Source organism: Streptomyces sp. NPDC102402 (assembly GCF_044765765.1).
Taxonomy (GTDB): domain Bacteria; phylum Actinomycetota; class Actinomycetes; order Streptomycetales; family Streptomycetaceae; genus Streptomyces.
Map to the genome: position 1 here is coordinate 135,705 of NZ_JBIWKR010000004.1, position 25,535 is coordinate 161,239.

The following is a 25,535-nucleotide window of genomic DNA, read 5'->3' on the forward strand; positions in this document are numbered from 1 at the left end:
GGTCCGCGGGTCAGCCCAGTCCGCTGCGGTCGAGCAGGCCGTGAAGCTGATCGGCCGACAGATTCGGGTTGGAGGCAGCTCCTTCGGCGTGCTCCGGGGCGTCGAGGAGTGACGAGACCAGGACCTGGGGCAGGAGCGGACTGGCAGCCGCAGCGCGGCGCACGCCCGGCTCGGGGTCGGACAGGAGGTGGACGGGCGGCCGGGGAAGGCTGATGTCAGCGGCGGCCAGGGCGCGGACGTCGGGGTCCTCGTGGCCGAGGAGGTGGTGCAGCCCGGTGCGGGGCAGCCGGGAAAGGGTCCGCAGGTGAGGACGTTGGCCCGGCGTGGCGATGAACGCGTCCAGGATGGCGGCGGGCGGCGCGAGCGGGTGGTTGCAGGCCAGGATGTGTCGCACGTCGGCGTCGGAGTCGCCGGCCAGGCGGTGCACCAGCTCCTCGGGCAGCCGGGGAGAGGTCGCCGCGACGCGGCGCAGCAGGGGATGAGGGGAGAGGGCGCACTCCTCGTACCAGCGTGTCTCGGGCTCGGTGAACATCTCCTCCACCGGTCCGACGCCTCCGGCCGTACGGCCGGTCACCCGGTCGATGGCCCGGCGCTGCGACCAGGTGCGCGGGAGCGGCTGCTGAAGGGCCCGGGCCGCCACGGCACCGTCCTGGTCCCCGGCCAGGCCGGCCAGCAGCTCCGGATCCAGGTCGGCTCTGGCCGCGATGTGCCGGCGCACCTCGGGATCGGGGTCGCGCGCCAGGCGGGTGACGATGTCCCGGGGTATGTGGGGGTTGCGGGCCAGGGCGTCGAGATCACGCCGGTCCGCCAGGCACCGTTCGGCCACGGTGCGGGAGACCGCGTAGTTGACGAGCAGGAGGCAGCGGTGGTGGCAGGCGTGCTCCGGAAGCTCCGCCTCCATCGCCTCGGGGTCCAGAGTGCGGCTGCACCTGTGGGCCGCCTCGCGCACCGTGGGATCCGGGTCGGCCAGGAGCGCAGCGCGCTGCTCCGTGGTGAGCTCCAGCCACAGCTGCGTCGCCTGCGCGCGCAGTTCGGAGTTCGGGTGTCCGAGCATCCTGCGGCGGAACGCGGGAGGGATCTGACCGGAGACGACAAGTTCCTGCCGGATGTCGTCGGCGGTGGACGACTGGCCGTGCGTGTGGGCGTCCCGCGCGGTCAGAAGGGTTTCCAGAACGTCGTCGGGCAGCGCCACGACTCGGCCCGTGCGGGGGCGAGGGCCGGAGGCCAGGGCCGCGCGCACGCCGGAGTCGGGGTCGTTCACCAGCCGGCCGCGTTGCTCAGGAGCCATATGGCGGTTTCGGGCGAATCCGCGCCGGACCGTGCGATCGGGGTGTGTGACCACCGCTTCGACGATGTCCGGAGGAAGAGCCCGGCGCTCGCAGAGCGTGGTCCAGGCGGTGCGTGCCCGTGGGGCCAGCAGGCGGAGCAGTACCGCCGGAGGCGCAGCCGGGTTGGCGGCGACCCCGCGCATCCATGGTTCGGGAAGTACGGGTGAGGTCATCGGGACATCGTGTCAGCGGTGATGACACCGCGTCGGCCGGGCGGCCGGTCCGTGCCTCTGCGCCCTCGACGTGTGGCTCGACGGACGTCGGGGGCGCGGGGCGCGCTCGACGGACGTCGGGGGCGCGGGGCTGTCGCTGTCCCGGTGTGGCGGACAGCGACAGCGGTGCTCGAACGCCCGGCGTTCCGCGGCCGGTCAGCGGGGTCCGCGGATGCTGTCGATGATCCGGGTCCAGTTGTCGCTGCCGTGTCCGTCCTTGATCGCGCGCCGGTAGTGGGACTGCACGGCCAGCGGAAGTGCGAGATCGAGGCCGAGGGACGTGCTGGTCTCGACGATGTGGTCGGCTGTCGCGCCCATCATGGTGATGGTGCTCAGGTCGCCGGGATGCTCGCCGGCGTCGAGGGCGACGCCGGGGGTCTCCTCGCCGGCCCTCATGATGTCGCCGACGGAGTCGGCGGCGGAGAGCAGCTCCGGCAGTGCTTCGCCGGCCGGGATGCCCGCGGTGCCCAGCATCGCCGTTGCCTGCATCAGCGCCGACAGGGTGGTGAGGAACAACGTGAGCTGGGCTTGGTACATCATCTGGGCCAGGCCCGGGTCCTCCCCCAGGTGCCTGGGTGTTCCGAGCAGCGCCAGCGCCGCCAGGTGGCTCTCCGACGTCTTGTGGCGTCCGCTGTAGTAGACGTATGCGGCCTCCGTGCCGACCATCGGCGCGGGGGTCATGACACCTCCGGTGAGGAAGCCGGCGTGGTGGCTCTCCGCCCAGGCCGCCGCCTCGCGTGTGCGTTCGGGAGTGTCGGAGCTCAGGTTGACCACCGTGCGCCCGGCGAGCGATGCGGTTGCGCTGCCGAGGACGTCGTACATGGCCTGGTAGTCGGTGAGGCTGAGGATCACGAGGTCACTCGCCTCCACCGCCTCGCGGGGCGTCGCCGCGAGCGTCGCTCCGTCGGTGACGACGCCGTCGGCCCGGGCGGCGGTGCGGTTCCAGACGGTGACCGGGTGGCCGGCCGCGAGGAGGGTGCGTGTCATCGCCTGACCCATCGGGCCGAGGCCGATCACGGTGACGGGACTGTTCTGCCTGATGGTGAGGTTCGGTTGTTCGTTCACCCCTCCATGGTCGGAGCGGGCCGCTAATCTCGGAAGTACCCACTATTTTCTGCGGTACTTACCTTTTAGTAAGGGGATCGGATGGCCGAGGCGCCGAGACGCGGGCCGTACATCTGTGGAATCGACGCCGCGCTCGATGTGGTGAGCGGCAAGTGGAAGGGGCTGATCCTGTGGGAACTCGATGCCCACGGCGTGCGCCGCTTCGCTGAGCTCCGACGCGGTCTTCCGGGGGTGAGCGAGAAGATGCTCACTCAGCACCTGCGCGAGATGGAAGCCGACGGTCTCGTGCACCGGAAGGTGTACGCCGAGGTGCCGCCGCGCGTGGAGTACTCGCTGACCGAGCACGGACATACGCTCAATCAGGCGCTCGGGCCCCTGGGTGCCTGGGGGTTGGAGCGGACACGTCGCGAAAGGCTCGCAGCCGTCGACATGGCCGACAACTCCCAGGGCTGAACACGCGCTCCCGCTCCCCCGCACCGTTCTCGACGAGTGGACTGGGGAAACGGCGTGAGGACACAGGGGGCTCGCAGGCAGTTCAGTGACGCGGCGCCGGGTACGAGGTGGGCAGAGGCAGGCCGCGGGCGGCCATGATGTCCCGCACCCGGTCGGGGTAGTCGGTGATGATCCCGTCGACCCCGAGGTCCATGAGCGCCTCGATGGTGGCGGGGTCGTCGCAGGTCCAGGGGATGACCTTCAGCCCACGGCGGTGTGCGTCGTGGATCATCTTCCTGTCCGGGTAGAACCGGAAGCCGGGGTCCGCGACCGTGCCGTTCTGCGGGAATCCGTAGTTCGGGGACAGGGCGGTCACGCCGGGAACGGCAGCGGCGGCCCTGACGAAGTCCCCGTCGTAGTCGTCCACGTCGATCCCTCCGAGCCAGGGAGAGGCCCCATCCTTCCCCACCTGGAGGAAGTCGTAGTTGGTGAGCGCCACCAGAGGGTACGTCGGTGCGAGCTTGTGCATCGCCTTCAGCGCCCCCCAGTCGAATGACTGGACGGAAACCTGCTTCTCGATCCCGGAACGGTGGATCTCCTCGAAGACGCGACGGACGAACAGCTGCCTCGGCGCGGTCTGCTCGGGTGCTCCCGCCTCCACCTTCGTCTCGATGTTCAGCTTGACCCGCTTGGCTCCGTAATCCCGCACGAGGTTGAGGACGTCCCGGAGTTCGACCATGCGGAAGCCCTTGATCTGCTCCTGCTCCGGGTAGCCGGGAAGCTGCTGATAGCCGCAGTCCATTGTTTTGATCTGCGCGAGCGTCAGGTCCTTGATGTACTTGCCGACGTACGGGTACATCGGGTCGCCGGGCGTCAGCGGGCCGGTGTCCTTGCACTTCTGAGCACTGACCTGCCGGTCGTGGTTGACGACCACTTTCCGGTCCTTCGTGATCTGGGTGTCCAGCTCGAGGGTGCTGACCCCCAGGCGTATCGCCTTGCCGAAGCCCTCGAGGGACTCCTCCGTGGTCAGTCCGAGACCTCCGCGGTGGGCCTGGAGGTCGAATGCGGACCGGTGGACGTGCCCGTGGCCGTGGCCGTGGGGAGCCGTGGCCGCCTGCGCGGTCGCGGGAACGGCGAGCGCGGGGAGAAGGGCCAGGCCGGCGACTGCGTACCTCAGGGACATGTGTGCCTCGTCTGTTGCATCGAGCTGGACGCCGGGAAGCCAATCCCCCGGATCGGGCTCGCACGAGGACCGCGGGTGAGGGGATCGTGAATCTCCGCGGAACGGTCTCTCACAGAAGCCCCCCGGAACACTCCTGATCACCGGGAACGCCCGCCCGCCGCGGCGAGCCCTGCCGACCGCATGCCCTGCGAGGTGACCGCTCACGCACGTCGGCCTCGGCCGCCCGAGCCGAGTCGCGACGGGTGCCACGCCGCCGCTCTCCGCGCGCTCGTTCCCCCTGTCGCGGCGCCGGGGCCTGGCTCTCCTCCCGGAGGTGAGGGGCGCAGGCTCCCGACGGGGCGGGGCCCGCTCGGTCGCCCCGGTGACCCGGATGGTACGAAGTCCGGTGTGAACGAACAGATCCGGCCCACGACCGTTCGCGTGTTCATCGCCCTCGCCCCGCCCGACCACGCGAAGGAGGAACTCGCCCGGGCGCTGCGCCCCGCGTACGACACGCACCCCCGCATGCGGTGGAACCGCATCGAGGACTGGCACATCACCCTGGCGTTCCTCGGTGAACTGCCGACCTCGACGGTTCCGCTGCTGCGCCCGCCGCTCGCCGGTCTCGCGCGGGCCCACGAGCCCCTCCGCCTGGGGCTGCACGGCGGCGGGATCTTCGACGACCGGGTGCTGTGGAGCGGGATCGAGGGGGACCTCGACGGGTTGCACGCCCTCGCGGCCGACGTCCGTGGCGCGGTCCGGGCGTGCGGGGTCACCTTCGTCGACCGGCCCCTGCGTCCCCACCTGACGCTGGCCCGCGCCCGGCGGGGCGACCGGTCCTCGGCCGCGGAGATCGTCGCCGGGTTCGCCGGATTCACCGGTGTCCGATGGCCTGCCGAACGTCTGCATCTGGTCGGAAGCGACGTCGCCCGCAGCAGCGGACCGATCCGTTACCGCGATATCGAGGCCTGGCCCTTCGGTGACGGGGAGGGCACGGCTTCGTAGGCGGCCCCGCCCCGTGGACCGGTGGCCGCCGTGAAGCCGTGTGTCCACCGGCGCGGGAATCCGGCGCCTCAGGTGCGGCGGCGGTACTGCGGCCGGGCTACGCCTCGGGGGCTTCGGAGCCTGTCTCCCGCGCTCCGGGCGGCGACGCGATGCGAGTCAGGGCCTCTGCCGTGCTGGGCGCGGTGGGTATCAGGTCGCCGATCCCCGTGATGTCCAGCAGCCTCGTGAGGTGGGGTGGTGCGGCGGCCACGGACAGCGACCCGTGCCGGTCCTTCGCATACCGCAGGATGCCGATCATGGCGTTGAGGCCGGAGGAGTCGCAGAACTCCACGGGCGCCAGATCGAGGACGAGGTGAGGTCTTCCCTGGCGGATCAGTTCCAGGGCCCTGGACCGCAGGACAGGGGCACTGTCCACGTCGATCTCACCGGCGACGTTGAGGACGGCGATCGAGTCCGCCGGATGCCGGACGGTGAGGATGAGGGTCGAGCTGTGCGTCATGGGTGTCAGTACTCCAGGCCGGTGGGCGGTCGCCGTCGCGGCGGAAGCGAAGGCGACCGCTGGAAGATCACGCATCGGATGTCGACTGCGAAACCGTACCTCATGACAACTATTGCCATGGGGAAACATACCGGGGTGCAGCCGTGAACCCGGACGCCGTTGCGGACGGGGGTACGATATTCGGGGCCACGGGCGTGTCCCGGAACCTTTGTCCTGGCTTTCCATACGAGCGCATCGGATGCCCGGCTCGCTTGCTCGGTCCGGTGGCCAGACGGACGAGTGAGACGATGCCGGATCGGAGTGTCATCAACATGGGCCTGAGCCCCGAACCCGACCATCGGTCCCGGGATGCGGCCCGCGAGGGATCCGAGTTCGTCGAACTCCTCGAAGTCCTCTGGGAACACGGCCGTGAGGCCGTCCCGACCGGCCCCGTCTCTCCTTCTCAGCTCCGCGTGCTGTACACGCTGGACCGGGAGGAGGGCATCAATCTGCGGATGCTCGCCGAGGCCCTGGGGTCGGCCTCCCCCTCGGTCAGCAGACTGTGCGACCGCCTGCAGGCCACGGGCCTGGTGGAGCGCGCGCCCAGCCCGGTGAGCCGCAGGGAGCTCGAGCTACGGCTGACCAGCCACGGCAAGGCGTACCTCGTGGACCTGCGCATGCGCAGGGAAAAGGTGCTGATGTCCACGATCGACGCCATGCCGGCGAAGGCACGGCGGTCGCTCCTCGAAGGACTCAGGGCCTTCCGCAACTCCGCCTCGGGGCAGGACAGCGGCGGGGCGAGACCCTTGCGGTCGACCGGATAGCGTCCGGTCGACCGCCCGGCCGGCAGCCGGAAGGGGTCACGCCGTCACGCGGCCGGTGGAGGGCTGCCGGCCGAACCAGTCCAGGCAGACCACCAGAGCGTCGTCGTCCAGCGGCGCGGAGGACCGGTAGTCCCGCAGATCTCGCAGCACAGCCAGCGGCACCTGCTCGCACGGCAGCAAGCGGTGCGCGGAGAGCGACCGCGCCAGGGACCGCTCCCCGTAGCGCTCCCCGCCCGCCGACGCGCTGTCGTAGACACCGTCACTGCCGATGAGCAGCCGGTCGCCCGGTTCCACGCGCAGGCGCTCCGCGACGTACTCCGTCTCCTCGAACATGCCCAGCGGAAGCTGCGCGTCGAAGTCGAAGGACTCGACACCCCGCCCCCGGAGGCGCCACATGCGGGGGGATCCCGCGTCCACGGCCTCCACCTCGCCCGTGGCCAGGTCGAATCGGAGCAGCAGGACCGCTGCGTGCAGTGCGCCACGGTGCTGGGCGTAGACCGCCTGGTCGGCGAGGCTGGCCTGGCCTGGAAGGTCGAGGCCGGCGCGCCGGGCGTTACGCAGGGCGTTGACGACGAGATTGGTCAACAGGGCGGCCTCCATCCCCTTGCCCATGCCGTTGGTGACGGTGAGCGTGAGGTGATGGGCGGACACCGACCAGTCGAAGTTGTCGCCGAAGATCGCGTACGCCGGTTCGAGGTGGGCGCCCAAGGAGAATTCGGGGCGGGACACGGAGCGGCCGGGCAGCAGCTGCCACTGCATCTCCGCGGCGAGCGTCAGCCGTGTGGCGCGGCGGGCCAGGAGATAGAGGTCGGTGTCCCGTTCGGCGACCAGGATCTCGTGGCCCAGGGCTTCGCAGATCTGCTGCATCTCCGCCAGGCCTTCCGTGGACCAGCCGGCCTCCGGCCCCGTGACGCTGAGGACACCGAGCCGGTCGCCCCGGACGGTCACCGGCAGGTGTGCGGTCACCGGGCCCGGACCGGTCCGGGGCTCCACGTAGGGCTCCTGGGCGCCGAACGCCCGCCCTTGAGGGCTGGCATGGACGGGAACCGGCTCGGCGAGGGGCGCCTCGGACACCACCTGGAGTGTGGTCATGCCGTAGTCGGCGAGGCGCAACTCCACGCTCTCCACGTCGTACTGCTCCCGCAGAGCCGCCGTGGCGACGTCGAGGAGCAGATGAGGTGCGGCCTTGCGCAGCTCCCGCTCGACGGCAGCGAATCTGTCCACGTGATCCTGTTTCTCATCGTGCTGAGCCGGGACCCGGACCGCCTGAGGGCCCCGGCCGTCGGCCTCCAGCGTACGGGGCCTGTGCCCGGTCCAGCGCGGCGCGCCCAAGAGGTCGCGTCGGCGGCCGGCGCTGCTCATCCTACGATGTCCGGAGACAACTGTTTCCACACAGCAAGAAAATTCGGGGTCATCACGCATGGGGCACCCGAGGCAGGGCAGGGGCTCGTCATGAATTGGCCTCAGCACGAACGAGGGTGGGAGCGAAATGACCGCTGAACAGACTGCCGGGACCATATCGGCTGACAGGACGTCGGATACGGGGACTACGCCCGAGCGTGTCGGCGAGCTGCCCTGGATCGAGGACACGGGCAAGGTGTCCCCGAAGGACGCCCGCGCCCTGTCGACACTCTTCTTCGAGCGGTTGCAGGTCCTGGAAGAGGGCACGCACGAGTACCAGTACGCGCGCAACACTCTCATCGAGATGAACATCTCCCTGGTCAGATTCGCCGCGCGGCGCTTCCGCAACCGTGGCAGTGGCGACATGGAGGACATCACCCAGGTCGGCACCATCGGCCTCATCAAGGCCATCGACCGGTTCGAACTCTCCCGGGAGGTCGAGTTCGCCACGTTCGCCGTCCCCTACATCGTCGGCGAGATCAAGCGCTTCTTCCGTGACACCACGTGGGCCGTCCACGTCCCCCGGCGCCTGCAGGAACTGCGCGTCGATCTGGCCAAGGCGAAGGACGAGCTCGCCACGGTCCTGGACCGTGACCCGACGGCGAAGGAGCTGGCGGAGCACATGGACCTCACCGAGGACGAGGTCATCGAGGGCATCATCGCCTCGAACGGCTACACCGCCGGTTCCCTGGACCTGCCGACCAGCACCGGCGAGACCACGGGCACGGCTTCCCGTACCTTCGCCGACATCCTGGGCGAGCCCGACTCCGCGATGGAGACGGTGGAGAACCTGCACGCCCTGGCTCCGTTGATGGGTGAACTCGACGACCGCGAGCGCCGCATCATCGAGATGCGCTTCGGCCAGGAGATGACACAGGCGCAGATCGGCGCCGAACTCGGCGTATCCCAGATGCACGTGTCCCGCCTCCTCACACGGACGCTCGGCAAGCTCCGCGCCGGCATGCTGGCCTCGTGACCGCGGAAAGCCGTCGCCCCTCCAGGTGACGTGCTGCGCGGGGCGTCAGGCCGACAGGTCTGCCGCGTCGCCGGATCCCCGCGAACGGCCACACTCGTCCGAGCCGACTCGGACGATTCGTGGTCGCGGCCCCGTACACGCGGATCCGCCTCTGCCGGCATCAGGTGGCCGGTGTCACGCGACCGGTCCTCAACGGTCGGCGCACGCTGCTCCCGGTCGGACCGCGTCAGTGGCCAGTGGTGCTCACCGCCGCCGGAAACCGGCCTTCGTGATTCCCTCGGAGTCCCCCACACCCTCACCGCACGGCCGCCTCCAGGATTTTCACCTCGCGGGAGGGGCGCGAGCGCAGACCCTCGGCCGATCACGTTCCGACGACTCCAAGAAGAGCGATGGCGTCTCACGCCTGCCCGGCCCGAAGCGGAATGTGCGCGGACGGCTGGCGAACGGGCAGACGATCGGGCAGGCTCGCCGTCATGGTCTCGGTGTTGCAGAACGTGTCGATCGATTGTACGGACGCCTATGAGCTGGCCCGGTTCTGGAGCGAGGTGACCGGCTGTCCGTTGCATCCGGAGGACGGACCGGGCACCGAGGAGACCCAGGTGATGCTGCCTGAAGGTCCGATGCTGTACTTCAGCCAAGTGCCCGAGCCGAAGATCGCCAAGAACAGGCTCCACCTGTGTCTGCGCCCCGAGACCTCGCGCGAGGAGGAGGTCGAACGGCTACTGGGCCTGGGTGCCACCTGGGTCGCCGACCGCCGGGATCCCGACGGCTCGGGATGGGCCGTCCTCGCCGACCCCGAAGGCAACGAATTCTGCGTCCTGCGCAGCGAGTCGGACCGGGCGGCGATGCGCTCCTGACTCCCTCGCCGCAGCAGGGCCTACGAACCGCCAGGCCGGACCAGGCAGATGTGGCGATGACGCGGGACAGTCCTGGTCCGAATCGCAGCGCCGGTCCGTCCCTCGGTCGGCGACCGCCTGCCGCTGGTGAGCACCGAACGTGCCGAACCCCCGATCAGCACCGTGTCCAGGACGAACGCTGGACCAGTGCCGCACCTCCCGGCCGGATCGGACAGTGCCGGATCGGACCGTGCCGACCTGATCGGTGCTCACATGATCCGGAGATCAGCGGGTGCAGCCGTTCGGAACGTGCGAGGCTCCAGCGCCCCGAGCACTCGATGAGCGCTCCCCACCGGAGTGCGGCCGTCGCTGGCAACGCCCCGCGGACGCGCGAAGCGGCCGGCCCCGCAGTTCACGCCGACGTCGCACGCTCTCCATGCGGCCCGGAAAGAACTGACCCGAGCGCGCCCGTGGCCCGGGCCGCCGACGGGGGCGGCCACGCAACCCCACTGCCCGCGCGCCGTCTCCGGGTCCTGATCGGTGGGATTGTCCACGCCCCTACGCCTCTGCGCCTCGCTCCATCCGGTCCATCGCCTCGTCGAACGGATCCCGGAACCGTTCCTCGGACGGCCCGGCACCATACGCGTCGTGCAGGTCCTAGAGTTCCCGGATGCGCATGTATCTCTCGTCATTCCGCATCGGCGATCACCCCGACCGGCTGCTGTCACTCCTGGACGGCCCCGACACCACGGGCGAGGTGGCTGTGGTCGTCAACGCACTCGACGCCCTGCCGGACGACGAGCGGAAGACGGCGCTCGGGCGGGAGGCGGACGCACTCGCCGCACTCGGCCTGCGACCGGTCGAACTGGATCTCCGGGCCTTCTTCGACGAACAGCCCGGCCGCGTGGCGGACGCGTTGCGCAGGTTCCCCCTGGTCTGGGTCCGCGGAGGCAACGTATTCGTCCTCCGCCATGCCCTGGCCCGCAGCGGCGCGGACCACGCGCTGATCGACTTGGTGCGGCGGGACGCGATCGTCTATGCCGGATACAGCGCCGGAGCGTGCGTCCTGGCGCCTGACCTGCGCGGACTTGAACAGTGCGATGATCCCGGAGCAGTCATGACGGCCTACGGCGCTGCCGCACGTCAGGACGGCCTCGCGCTCCTCGACTACGTCGTCCTGCCCCACATCGACTCCCCCGGTCACCCTGAGACGGAGGTTCTGACCAGGGTCGCCGAGCTCTTCCGGAACGCCGGGACGGCTCACCAGCCGCTCCGTGACGGCCAGGTGATCGTGATCGACGGCGAGAGCACCGAGATCCACTGACGTGCTCCCGTCTTCCTGCCGAGCCGGCCGTGAGGGAACGAAGTCGAGAACGGTGCCGGAGGCAGGTGCCGGACACCTCGTGCGCCAGGGGACCAGGGCACCAGGCGGCGTTCGCCCGGGCCGTGGCCCCGTTCCGTGAGCCGGTTCCGGCCCGTAGCCACTCCCGGAAGCCGGGCGAGCCGCCCCGCGGACCGACCGGCCGCCTCCAGGACCCGTCACTCCCCCAGTCCTGTCCCTCGAACGCACGCAAGGACGACCGCGATGACCAACGGACCAGATCTGCCCGCCGGTACGCGCCGGGTCCCCTATGAGGACCCGGGGCTGCCGGACCACCGGAGTCCCCTGCGGTACCTGTGGTGGCTGACACGCTGTCAACGCGGGCGGGTGCTCCTCGGCGCCTTGTGGGGAAGCACATGGATGTGCGCGCTCATGCTTCCCCCGTACCTGCTGTCGAGGACGGTCGACGACGGGCTCAGGGCACGGGACACACGGGCGTTGGTCCTCTGGACCTGCGCCGTGGTCGTCGCAGGGGCCGGGATCGCGGTCCTCGGGATCCTGCGGCACCGGACCATGACGCTCGTTCGTGTGGACGCGGCCTACCGCACGGTGCAGGTCGTCACACGCCACGTCACCCGGCTGGGATCGGCGCTGCCCCGGCAGGTGTCCGCGGGTGAGCTCGCCCACCTCCAGGCCGGTGACATCAGCAGGATCGCCCAGACACTGACCATCACGGGTCCCGGTGTGGGCGCGGCCGTCGCCTACGTCACGACCGCCGTCCTGCTGTTCCGGATATCCGCTGTTCTCGCTCTGGTGGTCCTTCTCGGCGTCCCGGCCCTCGCGTTGACGGTCGGCCCCCTGCTGGGGAAGCTGCACGGGGCCGAAGGCCGCTACCGGGAGGACCAGGGTGCCCTGACCGCTCTCGCGGGCGACATGGTGGCCGGCCTGAGCGTCCTCAACGGGATCGGCGGCAAGACCATGTTCGCCGAACGGTTCCGGAGTCGTTCCCAGGCCCTGATACCCCTCGGATACCGTGTTGCCGGCATGACCAGCTGGGTCCAGGCGCTCACCGCGTGCCTTCCCCTGGTCTTCCTCGCCGTCGTGACCTGGATCAGTGCGCGGATGGCTGCTGCCGGGTCCATCACCGTGGGGGAACTGGTGGCGGTCTACGGATACGTCGCCGCCCTGCTGGCACCCGTGTCGTTCTTCATCGAAGGCGCCGACGATCTGCCGCGCGGGCTCGTCTCCGCAGAGCGGGTGGTCGGCATACTCGCGCTCGCGCCGGCCTCCGAGGAGCACCGGACCCGTCTCGACCCACCACCCTCCCCCAGCCGGTTGCACGACCCGGAGTCGGGCCTGGTGGTGGTCCCGGGGAAGGTGACGGCCCTGGTCGGCGCCCGGCCCTCCGAGACACGCGCCGTGGTGGAACGGCTGGCCGGCTACACCGACTCCGACGCCTCCTGGGGGGAGGCCGGGCTGCGCGACTGGGACCGTACCGCTCTCAGGCGGCACATCCTGCTGGCGGACAACGAGGCCTATGTGTTCGCCGGATCACTGCGCTCGGTCGTCCGCGGCAGCGCCGACCGCTCCGACGAGGAGATCCGGCGGGCTCTGCACGCAGCCGCCGCGGAGGACATCGTCGAAGAGTTGGCCGACGGGCTCGACACCCGCCTGGAGAACCAGGCCCGCAACGTCTCGGGCGGACAACGCCAACGGCTCCGGCTGTCTCGGGCCCTGCTCGCGGATCCGGCGGTGCTCCTGCTGGTGGAGCCGACATCCGCGCTGGACGCGCACACCGAGGCGACCGTCGCCGCCCGCGTGACGCAGTACCGTCAGGGGCTGACGACCCTCGTCGTCAGTTCGTCGCCACTCGTGCTCGGCCGGGCCGACGAGGTCGTACACCTGGTGGACGGGAAGGTGCGCGCGACCGGCACGCACGGCGAACTCCTCGCCCGCCAGCCCGAGTACGCGGCGCTGGTCCTCCGCGGCGGCACCGACGTCCATGGCGAATCGGCCGCGGCCCGTCACGTGGAAGGACAGCCCCGATGAGCCGGTCCCATGAGACCCCGCGCCTGCCGGTCGCCGACGCCAGGACGGCGCGCCGGGCGGCATGGCAGCTCCTGAACGAGGACCGGGGGGCCATCCGCACGATAGTCCTGCTGGCCGGTCTCGCCGCGCTGGCCGGAGCCGCCGGTCCGTGGCTGCTGGGCCTCATCGTCACCGGAGTCGAGGCCGGGGAGATGTCCGTCTCCCGGGTCGACGGGCTCGCCGTCACCGTACTGGGCTTCGCGGTCGCCCAGTTGGTGCTGATGCGCTGTGCACGTGGTCTCTCCCACCGCTTCGGCGAGCGCGCGCTGGCCCGGCTCCGCGAGGAGGTGATCGACCGCGGTCTCGCGCTGCCGGGGCGGATAGCCGACGAGGTGGGTACGGGCGATCTGGTCACCCGATCCACCCTGGACGTCTCCACCGTCGCGGCCACCCTGCGCAACGCGGCCCCGGACATCTTCATCGCCGGCGTCCAGGTGGTGTTCGTCTTCGCGGCGGTCTTCCTTCTGGACCCGCTCCTCGGACTCTGCTCGGTCGTGGGGCTTCCGCTCGTGTGGGGGGTGAGCCGCTGGTACCTGGCCCGTTCCCGTGCGGCCTACCTCGCCGAGGGAGCAGCCTCCGGCGAGGTCTCCGAGATCCTCGACTCCACTGCGCACGGTGCCCGTACCGTCGAGGCCTACGGACTGCGCGCACACCGGAACCACACGCTCGACGGCGCCGTCGACTCGGCGTACCGCGCCCAGAAGCGCACTCTCTCCCTGCGAACCGTGCTGTTCCCGGTCACCGAGTTCGCGCACACCCTGCCGATGGCACTCATCCTCCTCGTGGGCGGTCTCCGCCACCTCGACGGAGCGATCCCCCTGGGCACCGTGGTGGCGGGCGGCCTTTACATGTGGCAACTGGTCGACCCGCTCAATCAGATGCTCCTCTGGGTCGAACAACTCCAGCGCAGCGGCGCCTCGTTCGCTCGCGTCAAGGGCGTAGGGCTGGTCTCGCACACCTCCGACGCCCCGGTGCGGGTCCCTGCGGACGACCTCATGGAGGTCAGCGGCGCGGGATACTCCTACGTGCCCGGCCGCGAGGTCCTCAAGGACGTGGAGCTGCGGGTACGTCCCGGCGAACGGCTCGCGGTCGTGGGCCGGTCCGGGGCGGGCAAGTCCACCCTCGGCAAGCTGATGGCGGGGGTTGACGCCCCCGACACAGGCCGCATCCTCGTCGGCGGCGTTCCCGTCGCCGACCTGGCCGCAGCCGGCGAACTGGGCAATCGCGTCGTCCTCATCACGCAGCAGCACCACGTGTTCATGGGAACCCTGCGCGACAACATGACTATGGCCTCGCCCGGGGCCGACGACGAGGCGATCCTCGCGGCGCTCGCGCTGGTGGAGGCGGACTGGGTGGCGGAACTGCCGGAGGCCCTTGACACCCGTCTGGGTTCGGGCGGGATCGAGCTGGAGGCCGCCCAGGCGCAGCAACTCACGCTGGCCAGGGTGCATCTGGCAGACCCTCACACACTGATCCTGGACGAGGCCACGTCACTCCTCGACCCGAGGACGGCCCGGCAGGCGGAGCGGGCGATGGTGGCCGTCCGGTCGGACCGCACGGTCATCTCCATCGCCCACCGGCTGCACACCGCACACGACGCCGACCGCGTCGCCGTGATGGAGTCCGGGCGCGTCGTGGAGCTGGGCACGCACGACGAGCTGGTCCGTGCGGGCGGACCGTACGCGGCGCTGTGGCGGTCGTGGAACGGCGGGAGCTGAGGCTCAGGCGACCGGAGGCCGGCCCGCTCGGCCCGGGGCCCGTTCGACACGCGCACCACCGGGAGAAGGCAGCCGGACGGCACGAGCACCTGCGGCAGCGTAGGGCAGCGAGAGATCCCGGCCTCGTTCCCGGTGACCGCCGCCGCTTCGACGCCGACCATTTACATCGATGGAAGGGCGTCGTAACATCACCGTGACCAGTCCTGAGCATGTCAACTCTCTCGTTCGCGCCTGCCCCGCCCGTCCTGTTGCACGGTCCGGCGTCGACGGCTGCGGCTCCCCACCGGTCTCCACCCGGTCCGCGGGCGGGCCGCCGTCCCGCCACGCCGCCACCAGGCCTCCGGCCGGAACTCCCGGCGGACGGTCCACGGCACGCTGCCGCCCGTCTCCAGGGGGCGCGCCGGTGTGAGGCTCCGACCCGCGCGGCACTCCCACCGCCGGTCCGCCACGCTGCACCCGAGGAAGGAAGTTCCGCGTGTTCCGATCGCGCACACCCAGACTCCGCACTCACCGCCCGCCGCACCCGGCGACCGCGTCCACCGCCCTTCCCGAGGCCCGGGCAGCCCGGTGGGCCAGGGGTGTCGCGGTGGCCGCCGGGCTCCTGGCGCTGACGCTCCCCGGGTCCGCGTCCGCCGCCTCCCCGACCGCACCGACGGCTCCTGCCTCGGCCGGCCGGGCGGCCGCCGTGACCGCGCCGTCGGGAAGCCTCTCCGCCGCGGCGTCCGGCACACCGCTGCGGGACGGCACCGGCCTGTACCCGCGTGCCGTCCGGCTCGCTCACAACGGGGCTGCCAACGGCCGCGTCCTCGCGAGCGTCGTCACCTTCGACGGCAACAACGGCATCGGAGCCATCCACGAGAGCACCGACGCGGGAGCGACGTTCCGGGAGGTGGGCAGGGTCGGGGACCCGGAGTCGGCCGGAGGCCAGGGCCTGTGCTGCACGACGCTCTTCGAACTCCCCCGGCAGATCGGCACCCTGCCCGCGGGCACCCTGCTCTGGGCGTCCTCGGCCGGACAGGACGAGAGCGGACGGCGGATGGCCCTCCGTGTCTGGCGCAGCAACGACATCGGACGCACCTGGTCCTCCCTCTCGTCCTGCGCCACCGCGACGGGAACGGGCGGCCTGTGGGAGCCGGAGTTCTCCGTGGCCGCGGACGGCGCGCTGGTCTGCCACTACGCCGACGAGACGGATCCCGCGCACAGCCAGAAACTGTCCGCCGTACGCAGCTACGACGGGGTCCACTGGCAGGATCGGCGTGACGTCGTGGCCGCCGGACCGGTCTCCGACCGGCCGGGCATGCCGGTCGTCCGGAAGCTGCCGGACGCCACGTACTTCATGAGCTACGAGATCTGCAACCCCGGCGGCCAGTACCAGTGCGTGGTCCACTACCGGACCTCCGCGGACGGGTGGAACTGGGGCGATCCCGCGCACCTGGGCTTCAGGCCGCAGACGGTCGACGGCAAGTACTTCCGCGCGGCGCCGACGATCGCCTGGTCCCCGTCACCGGGCGGTGGCGCGAACGGCAGGATCCTGCTGATCGGGCAGAGGCTGCTCAACCGGGACGGCAGTACGGCGGCGGGCAGCGGCAGGACCGTCCTCGCCAACACGGAGAACGGGACGGGCCCGTGGTACGAGATCGAGTCCCCGGTGCAGATCACCGATCCGGGCGTGAACTACTGCCAGAACTACAGCTCCCCGCTGTTGCCGTCGGCGGACGGCACCCAGGTGCTGCAGATCGCCACGGACTGGGACGGCACCGTGTGCAGGCCCTACTTCGCGACCGGGCGGACCACCGGAAGCGGTGACGCGGCGGGGGTGACGGACGGGGCGGTCCACCGTCTGGTGAACGCGAACAGCGGGCACTGCCTCGACGTGGCCGGCGACTCCCGTGCGGTGGGGGGCGATGTCCAGCAGTGGACGTGCAACGGACTCGGCCCGCAGGACTGGGTCCTGAAGGCGCGCGGGGAGGGCCGTTTCACTCTCACGGGACGTAACAGCGGGCACTGCCTGGACGTCGAGAACGGTTCGGCGGTTCCCGGCGCCGCTGTCCGCCAGTGGTCGTGCAACGGACAGGCGGCGCAGGACTGGCGGCTCCAGAACGTCGGCCGCGGGTACTACCGGCTGGTCTCCGGGTCGAGCGGCCAGTGCCTCGACGTGGCGAGCGGGTCGCGTGAACCCGGGGGCGATGTCCGGCAGTGGACGTGTAACGGTCTCCAGCCGCAGATCTGGCGTCTCGAACGGCGCTGAGCCGGCCGGAAGAGGGCGCCGGGAGGTCTCCCCGTCACGGTGCGGGGAGACCTCCCGGCGGGTCCGCTACGCCGGGCCCTGGTCCTCCTCGATCGCCGCCCGGCGCAGCTGGGCCGCGCGGATGCGGGAGACGTCCAGCTTGGAGCCCCGGTCGAAGCGGTAGACGCCGTTCTGTTCCTGGAAGACGTCGGTCAGCTGCGTGTAGCAGTAGCCGAACATGGCGGGGTCCTCGAGCAGCACACCGGTGAGCCCGGCGAAACGCTCGTGGAACTCGTCCTCGTCCCGCACGCGTTCGCCGTAGCCCCAGGAGGCGGTGCGGTCCTCGCCCGACTGTGCGGCGGCCGCCTCCGGGTCCCACCAGATCCCGCCGAACTCGCTGACGAAGTAAGGCTGGCCACGGTACGGCTGCGAGTAGGCCTTGCCGCTCTCGTAGGTGTTGACGAAGGGGTCGTCCTTCGCCAGGCCCGCCATGAGCCGTCGGAAGGCGGCGGGGTCCTGCTCGTAGGAGTGGGCGTCGTAGATGTCGGTCTCGGCGACCCGGTGGGCGTAGCCGGACGCGTCGATCACCGGGCGGGAGGTGTCCAGGGCCTTGGTGGCCAGGAACATCGCCCGGGTGACGGAGTCGAGCTGGGTGATGCGGTCGTGCAGCTTCTGGTACGTCTCGTTGAGGGGGCACCAGCCGATGATCGAGGGGTGCGAGTAGTCGCGTTCCACGGCCTCCAGCCACTGACCCACGTACGAGGCGTCCGGCTGCTGGTTGTCGCCGGAGGAACCGCCGGTCTCGCAGCCCCAGTCACCGAACTCGCCCCAGACCAGATAGCCCAGGCGGTCCGCGTGGTGGAGGAAGCGCTCCTCGAAGACCTTCTGGTGAAGCCGGGCTCCGTTGAAGCCCGCCTCCATGGCGAGCTCGATGTCGCGGACGAGCGCCTCGTCGGTCGGGGCAGTCATCAGCCCGTCCGGGTACCAGCCCTGGTCGAGAACGAGGCGCTGGAAGACGGGGCGCCCGTTGAGGGTGACCGCCTTGCCGCGCAGGCCGACGGAGCGCAGACCGGCGTAGCTCTCCACGCTGTCGACCACCTCGCCCGAAGCGTCGAGGAGTTCGAGCCGCAGGTCGTACAGGTGGGGGTCCTCGGGGCTCCATTCCCGCCGCCTGGTGGCGGCCACGGGCAGGTGCAGGCGTGGTGCGAGGTCGAGGTCGGCACGGACCTCGGCGCGGCTGACCTCGCCGTCGCCGTCGCTGAGGACGGCGCGCACGAGGTGGCCGGGCCGGTTGCCGGAGAGCGGGAGTTCGAGGTGGAAGGCGGATCCGGCGAGATCGGGCGTGATCCGGGGACGCCTGAGGTGGACCTCGGACACCGGCTCCGCCCAGACGGTCTGCCAGATTCCCGTCACCCGGGTGTAGTTGCAGTCGTGGTTCGCGTACTGGACGGCCTGCTTGCCCCGTGCCTGCGGGCCGGAGCGGGGGTCGCGGGCCCGGACCGTGACGACGACGCCGTCGCCGGAACCCGCGATGTCTCCGAGGTCTGCGGTGAAGGGGGTGAAACCGCCACGGTGGCGCGCGACTTCGGTGCCGTCGGCCCACACGGTCGTGTCGTGGTCGACGGCACCGAAGTGCAGCAGCACGCGGCGCCCGGCCCAGGAGGCCGGCAGGGAGAGGGTCCGCCGGTACCAGACGGCCTCCAGGAAGTCCGTCTCCCCGATGCCGGAGAGCTCGGACTCGGGCGGGAAGGGTACGAGGATCTCCCGGTCCAGCTCACGCGCGAGGAGGCCGCGTTCCAGCCCGCTGTCCCCCCGGTCGGTCTCGAACTGCCACGGGCCGTTCAGGTTGATCCAGTCGCGGCGGACGAACTGCGGCCGGGGGTACTCCGGACGCGGTACGGAGTGAGTGGACACACGTGCTCCAGTCGGTCGGCGGGGCGGCCGGAAGGCCGCTCCCGGGTGGTACGGGGGTGGTGCGGGATGGTGCGGGGTCCCGGCGGGGTCAGGAACCGCCGAGACCCGTGGTCGCGACCGAGTTGACGATGCGCCTCTGGAAGAGGAGGAACACCACGATCAGCGGGAGCGCCGCCAGCAGGGCCGAGGCCATGGACTGCGCGTACTGGACGCCGAAGGCGTCCTTGACGGTGGCCAGTCCGACCGGCAGCGTCATGAGTGCGGGGTCGTTGGTGACGATGAAGGGCCACATGAAGTTGTTCCACGCGCCGATGAAGACGAAGATCGCCACGGCCGCGACGATGGGCCTGGAGAGGGGCAGCACGATCGACACGAACACCCGCAGTTCGGACGCCCCGTCGATCCGGGCGGCGTCCTCCAGTTCCCGCGGGATGCTCTCGAAGAACCGCTTGAGGATGAACACCATCATCGGTGCGACCACCTGGGGCAGGATCACCGCGGCGTAGGTGTCCACGAGGTCGAAGAGGAGCATCTGCTTGAACAGCGGGACCACCAGCAGCTGCGGCGGGACCATGATGGCGGCGACGGTGACGGCGAGGACGACGCGCCGGCCGCGGAAGGTCCCTCGCGCCAGGCCGTAGGCGGCGAGGGTGGAGACGACGACGGTGATCAGCGTGACGAGCCCTGCCACGAGGAAGCTGTTGAACGCCCACAGCACCACGTTGCCGCGTTCGAGGATCTGCTCGTACGACCCGAGGGTGAGCGCTCCCTTCAGCGGGGACAGCCCGGGTGTGATCGCGTCCTCCTCGCTCTGGAGGGATGTGGCGACGGCCCAGACGAAGGGCAGCAGCCAGATCGCCGCCAGGACGGCCAGTGCGGTCCCGGCCAGGACGCGGGGTGTCCGGCCGTGTCCCAGGAGCAGCGGGGAGCCGGCTGCCTCGCGCGGTGACCGGGGGCGTCTGCGGGGTGCGGTGGCGGTGGCGGACATGGTCAGTCCTCCCTGCGGAAGAAGCGGAGCTGCGCGACGGAGACGATGATCACGAGCGCGAAGAAGAGGTAGGAGACGGCCGAGGCGTAGCCCAGCCGGTAACCGGTGAACCCGACGTCGTAGACGTACTCGAGGATCGGGCGGGTGGAGCCGTTGGGCCCGCCTTTGGTGAGGATGTAGATCTGGTCGAACACCTTGAGTGAGGCGAGGACCTGGAGCATGGCGACCAGCGCGGTCGTCCTTCGCAGTTGCGGCAGGGTGACCGACCACAGGCGGCGCCACGCGCCGGCGCCGTCGAGTGCCGCGGCCTCGTCGTAGGTCGCGGGCAGGGACTGCAGGGCGGAGAGGTACAGCAGGAAGTTGAAGCCGACCGTCCACCAGACGGTGAGGGCCGCGACGGCCCACATGGTGACGGCCTCGTCGGAGAGCCAGCCGACGGGTTCGAGGCCCAGCGTGGTGAGGAGCTGGTTGCCCAGGCCCAGGTCGGGCTGGTAGAGCCAGGTCCAGATCAGCGTCACGACGGTCACGGGCAGCAGATACGGCGCGAAGAAGGCCAGCCGCCAGACCCACTGGCCGGCCAGGCCGCTGTGCACCAGGAGCGCCATCGCGAGGGCCACCAGCACGAGGGGCACGCAGGAGATGGCGGTGAACACGGCGGTGTTGCCGAGACTGCTCCACACGTCAGGGTCGCCGAAGGCCTCGGCGTAGTTGTCGAAGCCGACGAACGTGGTGTCGCGGATGGCGAGCGAGGTGTCGGTGAAACTCATCCAGAGGCCGTGGACGACAGGCCAGACGAGGAAGAGCGCGAAGACGACCAGGAAGGGCAGGACGAAGAGCAGTCCGCTGCCCGGCCGGCGGCGGACTCCCCGACCGGTTGGGCGGGGGCCGCCGGTCGCGGGGAAAGGCACACCGGCCGGCACGTCGGCGCCTGTGGGTGCGGTGGTGGTCATGGGATGACTCCTTCGGCTCTCGGTCAGGCCACCGGGTTGGGCTGCCGGAGCAGCGTGTCCGCTTCACGGACCATCTGGCGCACCGCCTTCTCGGCGGAGGTGTTGCCCAGGAGGGCCGCCTGGAGCGGCTGGCACATCCGGTTCTGGAAGTTGGAACCGGCGCCGACGAACCAGTTCGGGGGGTCGAGCACGGCGACCTCGCCCGCGTCCGCGTAGGACGACTGCGGGTCCAGCGCGGTGTACCCGGGTTCGGCGAGCACCGGCTGGTAGGCGGGGATGTGACCCGCGCTCGCCCAGGTGAGGCTCTGCTTGATGATCTGCGCGATGTAGCGGTGGGCCTCGCGCCGCCTGGCCGGGTCAGGGTTCTTCTGGTGCGGGAGCACGAAGCTGTGGGAGTCCGTGTAGACGGCCGGCCGCTCGAAGACCTGGGGGAACGGTGCGGCGCCCAGGGGGATGCCGGACTTCTTCAGCGTCGGCAGCTCCCACTCGCCGAGCATGACCATGCCGCCGCGGCCACCGACGAAGTTGGCCAGCGCACCGTTGTAGTCGAGGTTGTTGGGGTTGGTCCTCCCGTCGAAGAGCCGCTTCATGAAGTCCACGACCCGTACCGCCGCGTCGACGTCGATTCGGGGAGGCCCTCCGTCCGGGAGGGTGAAGGACGCGCCGGTCTGCGCGTAGAAGGCCGCGAACTGCCGCCAGTTCTGTGCCGTGTCGGTGACGTGCCCGAAGAGGATGCCCGACTCCCCGGTGGCGTCGGCGAGCGCCTTGCCCGCGTCCAGCAGGGCCTGGGGCGATCCCATCGGTGCCAGCTCGCCCGCCGGGTCGAGGAGCCCGGCCTTGTCCGCCGCCTCGTGGTCGTAGAAGACGATGAAGGGATGGACGTCGAGGGGGATCGCGTACACGGTCCCGGCGTGCTGGGTCCGCGACCACACCGCGGGGGTGAAGTCCTTCTCCGTCACCCCGAACTCGGCGAGAAGGCCGAGGTCGAAGGGGTCCAGCATGCCTCCTGGGGCGTAGCCCGCCAGCCGGGAGAGGTGCAGCACGGCGACGTCCGAGGCCCGGCCGCCGGCGGCCGACATCGCGAGCTTGGTGTAGTAGGACGGTCCCCAGTCGAGGATGGTGCGCTCGACGGCGAAGCCGTCCGGGCCCGCGGAGACGGCTTCGATCATCTCGTCCATCAGCATGCCGTCACCGCCCTGGAAGAGGTCCCAGACGCTCAGTTCGGACGCGCCGGAGGCCGAGGCGGGCGAGGCGCAGCCGGCGAGTGAACCTGCGGCGGCCAGCGCACCGGCACCGGCCAGACCGGAACGCAGGATCCCGCGGCGGCTGACACCGTGTGCCGGACCCGGTGCCCGGAGACGGCGTGCCGGGCGGGCGGGGAACGAAGAACTCATCGCGGACCTTTCGACGGCCGGACGCTCATGCCGGACCGGCGGTGGACCCCGGGTTCGAGCGGGTCCACCGCGCACGGCAGATGGTTGGCGCGCTGGCTGAAACAGTGCGGTGGCATGTTTTTACATCGATGTACATTCGCTGTAAAGGGTTCGGTACGCACCTCTGCGCGGAAGTACGTCCGCCGAGGGGCGCCGGGCGGGCTGGTGCGTCCGCGCCGTAAGGCCGGACATAGACTCGGCGGCGCACGAGGGAAGGAGGGGTGCGGTGGCACGGCCCAGGATCAAGGACGTCGCCCGGCACGCGGGCGTGTCCGAGAAGACGGTGTCCAACGTGATCAACGACTACACCCATGTCTCCGAGCGCACCCGGAGGGTGGTCCAGGAGTCCATCGCGCACCTCGGGTACCGGGTCAACCTGGCGGGCCGCCATCTGCGCAAGGGCCGCACCGGCATCATCGCCCTCGTCGTGCCCGAGCTCGACGTCCCCTACTTCGCCGAGCTCGCCCGTCATGTGATCCGCGAGGCCGGGCGGTGTTCCCTGACGGTGCTGATCCACCAGTCCGGCGCCGACCGTGAACACGAGTTGGCCGCGCTGGCAGGCTTCGGCTCGGACTTCGTCGACGGGATCATCCTCAGCCCGCTCGCCCTCACCGCCGACGACCTGCGCGGGCATCCGGGCGCTCCACCGACCGTCCTCATCGGGGAGTTGCTGGAGGAGGGCGCCGACCATGTCGCCATCGACAACGAGAAGGCGGCCCGCGAGGCCACCGAGCACCTCATCGCCCTCGGCCGTCGCCGGATCCTCGCGGTCGGCGGACGCGACGCCACAGGCCTGGGTACCGCCGAGGCCCGGACCCGCGGCTATCGCGCGGCCCTGTCGGAGGCGGGCATCCCGTACGACCCTTCCGCGCTGCTGCCCGTCGACTCCTTCCGGATGTCCGACGGCGCCGAAGCGGTCGCGGCCGCACTGCGCCGCGGGGTACGGCCCGACGCGCTCCTGTGCTTCAACGACCAGCTGGCGCTCGGCGCGTTGCGTACGCTCCACGAGCACGGCGTCCTCGTCCCCGGGAGCGTCGCCGTGATGGGCTTCGACGACGTGGAGGGCGGCCGGTTCAGCGTTCCGACACTCAGCACGGTGGCACCGGACAAGGCCGCGGTGGCGAGGACCGCCGTCCAGCTCCTCCAGCGCCGCATCGACGAGGCGACGGGTGCGTCCACGGGCGGCGGCGAGCCCGCGGCCGCGGTCCTGTCGCCACAGGACCGCGTGGTGCCCCACCGGCTGGTCCTGCGGGAGAGCACCGAGGGGCCGGCCGGCGCCTGACCTCGGCATCCGGGCGCGCGGCCGGGAGTTGAGCGGACGCGCCACCTGACATCCCGGGCCGGGTCATCCACGAGCGCCGCGGCCCTCGCCGGGCGCTGATGACGGAGGAACGGGGACTGCACCGCGTCGAGGCATCGACCAATCTGGTGAATCTGCCCTCGCAACGGGTGCTGCGCCGCAACGGGCTCAGCCCGTACGGCGTCGCCCACTCCTCGATCTTCCTCGACGGGAGCTGGCGGGACGGGCTGCCGTGGGAGCGGATCCTCGGCGACTGAAGGAGCGGACCAAGCCGGCACCGAGGAGCGCGGTCACGCACTCCTCGGTGCCCACGGCGCTTCGCCTTGCGCTCCGACGACACCGTCGAGGGTGGGGCGCCCCGTCCACAACCCGTGGCCCCACCAGATTCCGCCCTCCGGGCAGGCCGGAGACAGACACTCCCCCGACTCACGCAAATGGGCCTATGGTTCCATTACTACCTCCATCACTGTTACGGTGTGCTCGAACTTAACGGAACTCCAAATCCATTAGGGGTAGTCGTGGGCATCTTCTCCGTACGCCGCATCGCCGCACCGCTCGTCGCCGGGCTCCTCACCGTGGGCATCCCGGCCCGCCCGGGCGAGGCAGCACCCGTCGTCGAGGCAACCCCCGTCGTCTGGACCACAGCCTGGGGCGCCTCACCGCAGATGCCCAGCACAGGCTTCACGCCCAACTGGTCCCAGGAGGGCTTCTCCCACCAGTCCGTACGTCAGGTGGTCCGCGTCACCAAGGGCGGCGGCCTGGTCAGGATCCGGCTCTCCAACGCGTACGGCACCTCGCCGTTGAAGATCACCGGCGCGACGGTCGCCCGCACCGCGCAGGGCGCGGCCGTCGAGCCGGGGTCGGTACGCCGACTCACCTTCGGCGGCAGGGCATCGGCCGAGGTCCCGGCTCACGGCGGGCTCCGCAGCGACGCGACCGCACTGCGCCCGAAGCGTCTGGAGTCCCTCACGGTCACGCTCTACCTCGCGGGGACCACCGGCCCGGCAACCTTCCACTCGCAGGGTTGGACCGACACCTACCGCGCGAACGGCGACCACAGGGCCGATACGACAGGAGGCGCGTACAGGAGCAGAACCCAGTCCTGGTACTACCTCTCCGGCGTCGAAGTAGGCGGGCCACCGCCCGCGATCCCTGCCACGGAAACCGGCGGGCGCACGAAGGACTCGGGCGCCGAGGACGGCATCGTGGTCTTCGGGGACTCCATCACCGACGGCTTCGGCTCCACACCCAACACCGACCGGCGCTACTCCGACGTCCTGGCCGAGCTGACCGAGCGGCCCGTCGTCAACCAGGGCATCGGCGGCAACCTCGTACTCAACGACTCGGCCTGGTTCGGTGAACGAGCGACCGCACGCTTCGGGCGGGACGTGCTGGACCAGCCGGGCGCCTCCACGGTCGTCATCCTCCAGGGGGTCAACGACATCGGGTTCAGCGAAGCCGCCAAAGGGCCCAACCCGCCTGCCACGTACAAGCCGGCCCCGACCGTGTCGTCCCGCCGGCTCATAGCCGGATACCGTGCGCTGATCCGCGCCGCTCACAGCAAGGGGCTCGAGGCCGTCGGCGCGACCCTGCTGCCGCTCAAGGGCTCCGACCACTGGGGACCGCACTCCGCACGGGTCAGCGACGAGGTCAACGACTGGATCCGCCACGCAGGCGAGTTCGACGCGTACGTCGACTTCGACCGGGCACTCGCCGACCCGACCGACCCGGACCGCATCGACCCCGCGTACGCGGACGAGGACGCACTGCACCCCAACGACGCCGGATACCGCGTCATGGCGCACGAAGTGGCCGCGGTGCTGGACCACTGACACCGCTGGCCGGCCGCACCTGGGCATCGCGCACCGGGTTGGCCG

20 protein-coding genes and 1 pseudogene are annotated in these 25,535 nt (G+C 70.8%); 12 read left to right on the plus strand and 9 right to left on the minus strand.

Features of this window, described 5'->3' with window-relative positions:
* Window positions 1–10: 10 nt before the first annotated feature.
* Both ACIRJR_RS14385 and ACIRJR_RS14390 read right to left on the minus strand, forming a co-directional pair.
* Window positions 11–1,501, minus strand: coding sequence for a hypothetical protein (locus tag ACIRJR_RS14385; protein WP_403779061.1), 1,491 nt, complete (start codon window positions 1,499–1,501; stop codon window positions 11–13).
* Between the two features lie 195 nt (window positions 1,502–1,696).
* Window positions 1,697–2,605: an NAD(P)-dependent oxidoreductase gene (locus ACIRJR_RS14390; RefSeq protein WP_403779064.1), complete on the minus strand. Its 909-nt coding sequence runs from the start codon at window positions 2,603–2,605 to the stop codon at window positions 1,697–1,699.
* A gap of 81 nt (window positions 2,606–2,686) precedes the next feature.
* Here ACIRJR_RS14390 and ACIRJR_RS14395 point away from each other — a divergent pair, with 81 nt between their 5' ends.
* The gene (locus tag ACIRJR_RS14395) at window positions 2,687–3,058 is read left to right on the plus strand and encodes a winged helix-turn-helix transcriptional regulator (RefSeq protein WP_403779067.1); all 372 of its coding nucleotides are present in this window, start codon (window positions 2,687–2,689) and stop codon (window positions 3,056–3,058) included.
* An 82-nt stretch (window positions 3,059–3,140) separates the two neighbouring features.
* On the opposite strand, the gene ACIRJR_RS14400 is transcribed toward ACIRJR_RS14395, so the two are convergent.
* The gene (locus ACIRJR_RS14400) at window positions 3,141–4,220 is read right to left on the minus strand and encodes a glycerophosphodiester phosphodiesterase family protein (protein ID WP_403779070.1); all 1,080 of its coding nucleotides are present in this window, start codon (window positions 4,218–4,220) and stop codon (window positions 3,141–3,143) included.
* A gap of 387 nt (window positions 4,221–4,607) precedes the next feature.
* Between ACIRJR_RS14400 and thpR the strand changes: the two genes are divergently transcribed.
* On the plus strand, window positions 4,608–5,204 hold the full coding sequence (gene thpR, locus ACIRJR_RS14405) for an RNA 2',3'-cyclic phosphodiesterase (protein ID WP_403779073.1): 597 nt from the start codon (window positions 4,608–4,610) through the stop codon (window positions 5,202–5,204).
* Between the two features lie 97 nt (window positions 5,205–5,301).
* On the opposite strand, the gene ACIRJR_RS14410 is transcribed toward thpR, so the two are convergent.
* On the minus strand, window positions 5,302–5,703 hold the full coding sequence (locus ACIRJR_RS14410) for an STAS domain-containing protein (protein WP_403779076.1): 402 nt from the start codon (window positions 5,701–5,703) through the stop codon (window positions 5,302–5,304).
* Window positions 5,704–6,014: 311 nt separating this feature from the next.
* Here ACIRJR_RS14410 and ACIRJR_RS14415 point away from each other — a divergent pair, with 311 nt between their 5' ends.
* Window positions 6,015–6,506, plus strand: a complete 492-nt coding sequence (locus tag ACIRJR_RS14415; protein ID WP_403780313.1) for a MarR family winged helix-turn-helix transcriptional regulator — start codon at window positions 6,015–6,017, stop codon at window positions 6,504–6,506.
* 36 nt (window positions 6,507–6,542) lie between these two features.
* On the opposite strand, the gene ACIRJR_RS14420 is transcribed toward ACIRJR_RS14415, so the two are convergent.
* Window positions 6,543–7,730, minus strand: a complete 1,188-nt coding sequence (locus tag ACIRJR_RS14420; RefSeq protein WP_403779079.1) for a PP2C family protein-serine/threonine phosphatase — start codon at window positions 7,728–7,730, stop codon at window positions 6,543–6,545.
* A 265-nt stretch (window positions 7,731–7,995) separates the two neighbouring features.
* Here ACIRJR_RS14420 and ACIRJR_RS14425 point away from each other — a divergent pair, with 265 nt between their 5' ends.
* The 6 genes from ACIRJR_RS14425 (at window position 7,996) to ACIRJR_RS14450 (ending at window position 17,094) form a co-directional block, all read left to right on the plus strand.
* A complete protein-coding gene (locus tag ACIRJR_RS14425) occupies window positions 7,996–8,883 on the plus strand; it encodes a SigB/SigF/SigG family RNA polymerase sigma factor (RefSeq protein WP_403779082.1) in 888 nt (295 codons plus the stop codon).
* Window positions 8,884–9,356: 473 nt separating this feature from the next.
* Window positions 9,357–9,740 carry a VOC family protein gene (locus tag ACIRJR_RS14430; protein ID WP_403779085.1) on the plus strand — a complete coding sequence of 128 codons (384 nt, stop codon included), beginning with the start codon at window positions 9,357–9,359 and terminating at the stop codon, window positions 9,738–9,740.
* A 649-nt stretch (window positions 9,741–10,389) separates the two neighbouring features.
* Entirely contained in the window at window positions 10,390–11,043 is a 654-nt protein-coding gene (locus tag ACIRJR_RS14435) for a Type 1 glutamine amidotransferase-like domain-containing protein (protein WP_403779088.1), read from the plus strand.
* Between the two features lie 261 nt (window positions 11,044–11,304).
* Window positions 11,305–13,089: an ABC transporter ATP-binding protein gene (locus ACIRJR_RS14440; protein ID WP_403779091.1), complete on the plus strand. Its 1,785-nt coding sequence runs from the start codon at window positions 11,305–11,307 to the stop codon at window positions 13,087–13,089.
* Entirely contained in the window at window positions 13,086–14,846 is a 1,761-nt protein-coding gene (locus ACIRJR_RS14445) for an ABC transporter ATP-binding protein (protein WP_403779094.1), read from the plus strand. Before ACIRJR_RS14440 ends, ACIRJR_RS14445 begins: the two co-directional genes overlap by 4 nt.
* Window positions 14,847–15,321: 475 nt before the next feature.
* Window positions 15,322–17,094: an RICIN domain-containing protein gene (locus tag ACIRJR_RS14450; RefSeq protein ID WP_403779097.1), complete on the plus strand. Its 1,773-nt coding sequence runs from the start codon at window positions 15,322–15,324 to the stop codon at window positions 17,092–17,094.
* A 66-nt stretch (window positions 17,095–17,160) separates the two neighbouring features.
* Here the strand turns inward: ACIRJR_RS14450 and ACIRJR_RS14455 are convergent, their stop codons facing one another.
* From ACIRJR_RS14455 to ACIRJR_RS14470, 4 genes are all read right to left on the minus strand, one after another.
* Complete coding sequence (locus ACIRJR_RS14455) at window positions 17,161–18,987, minus strand: glycoside hydrolase family 2 protein (protein WP_403779100.1); 1,827 nt, start codon at window positions 18,985–18,987, stop codon at window positions 17,161–17,163.
* Between the two features lie 88 nt (window positions 18,988–19,075).
* Entirely contained in the window at window positions 19,076–19,975 is a 900-nt protein-coding gene (locus ACIRJR_RS14460; RefSeq protein WP_403779103.1) for a carbohydrate ABC transporter permease, read from the minus strand.
* A 2-nt stretch (window positions 19,976–19,977) separates the two neighbouring features.
* Window positions 19,978–20,925: a carbohydrate ABC transporter permease gene (locus tag ACIRJR_RS14465; RefSeq protein WP_403779106.1), complete on the minus strand. Its 948-nt coding sequence runs from the start codon at window positions 20,923–20,925 to the stop codon at window positions 19,978–19,980.
* A 23-nt stretch (window positions 20,926–20,948) separates the two neighbouring features.
* Window positions 20,949–22,319 (minus strand): extracellular solute-binding protein, encoded by a 1,371-nt coding sequence (locus ACIRJR_RS14470; RefSeq protein ID WP_403779109.1) that lies wholly within the window; start codon window positions 22,317–22,319, stop codon window positions 20,949–20,951.
* Window positions 22,320–22,584: 265 nt separating this feature from the next.
* Here ACIRJR_RS14470 and ACIRJR_RS14475 point away from each other — a divergent pair, with 265 nt between their 5' ends.
* The 3 genes and pseudogenes from ACIRJR_RS14475 to ACIRJR_RS14485 all read left to right on the plus strand — a co-directional run bounded on the left by ACIRJR_RS14475 (window position 22,585) and on the right by ACIRJR_RS14485 (window position 25,490).
* Window positions 22,585–23,640 carry a LacI family DNA-binding transcriptional regulator gene (locus ACIRJR_RS14475; RefSeq protein ID WP_403779112.1) on the plus strand — a complete coding sequence of 352 codons (1,056 nt, stop codon included), beginning with the start codon at window positions 22,585–22,587 and terminating at the stop codon, window positions 23,638–23,640.
* Between the two features lie 95 nt (window positions 23,641–23,735).
* Window positions 23,736–23,915: pseudogene (locus ACIRJR_RS14480) on the plus strand (GNAT family N-acetyltransferase); the annotation flags it as partial.
* A 261-nt stretch (window positions 23,916–24,176) separates the two neighbouring features.
* Complete coding sequence (locus tag ACIRJR_RS14485; protein ID WP_403779116.1) at window positions 24,177–25,490, plus strand: SGNH/GDSL hydrolase family protein; 1,314 nt, start codon at window positions 24,177–24,179, stop codon at window positions 25,488–25,490.
* The last annotated feature ends 45 nt before the right edge of the window (window positions 25,491–25,535 follow it).

Bases quoted from the DNA above. Each gene is read 5' to 3' on its own strand.
- ACIRJR_RS14430 (WP_403779085.1), top strand. From the start codon at position 9,357: ATGGTCTCGGTGTTGCAGAACGTGTCGATCGATTGTACGGACGCCTAT.
- ACIRJR_RS14415 (WP_403780313.1), top strand. From the start codon at position 6,015: ATGGGCCTGAGCCCCGAACCCGACCATCGGTCCCGGGATGCGGCCCGC.
- ACIRJR_RS14410 (WP_403779076.1), bottom strand. From the start codon at position 5,703: ATGACGCACAGCTCGACCCTCATCCTCACCGTCCGGCATCCGGCGGAC.
- ACIRJR_RS14395 (WP_403779067.1), top strand. From the start codon at position 2,687: ATGGCCGAGGCGCCGAGACGCGGGCCGTACATCTGTGGAATCGACGCC.
- ACIRJR_RS14385 (WP_403779061.1), bottom strand. From the start codon at position 1,501: ATGACCTCACCCGTACTTCCCGAACCATGGATGCGCGGGGTCGCCGCC.
- ACIRJR_RS14400 (WP_403779070.1), bottom strand. From the start codon at position 4,220: ATGTCCCTGAGGTACGCAGTCGCCGGCCTGGCCCTTCTCCCCGCGCTC.
- ACIRJR_RS14445 (WP_403779094.1), top strand. From the start codon at position 13,086: ATGAGCCGGTCCCATGAGACCCCGCGCCTGCCGGTCGCCGACGCCAGG.
- ACIRJR_RS14460 (WP_403779103.1), bottom strand. From the start codon at position 19,975: ATGTCCGCCACCGCCACCGCACCCCGCAGACGCCCCCGGTCACCGCGC.
- ACIRJR_RS14435 (WP_403779088.1), top strand. From the start codon at position 10,390: ATGCGCATGTATCTCTCGTCATTCCGCATCGGCGATCACCCCGACCGG.
- ACIRJR_RS14425 (WP_403779082.1), top strand. From the start codon at position 7,996: ATGACCGCTGAACAGACTGCCGGGACCATATCGGCTGACAGGACGTCG.
- ACIRJR_RS14470 (WP_403779109.1), bottom strand. From the start codon at position 22,319: ATGAGTTCTTCGTTCCCCGCCCGCCCGGCACGCCGTCTCCGGGCACCG.
- ACIRJR_RS14440 (WP_403779091.1), top strand. From the start codon at position 11,305: ATGACCAACGGACCAGATCTGCCCGCCGGTACGCGCCGGGTCCCCTAT.
- ACIRJR_RS14465 (WP_403779106.1), bottom strand. From the start codon at position 20,925: ATGACCACCACCGCACCCACAGGCGCCGACGTGCCGGCCGGTGTGCCT.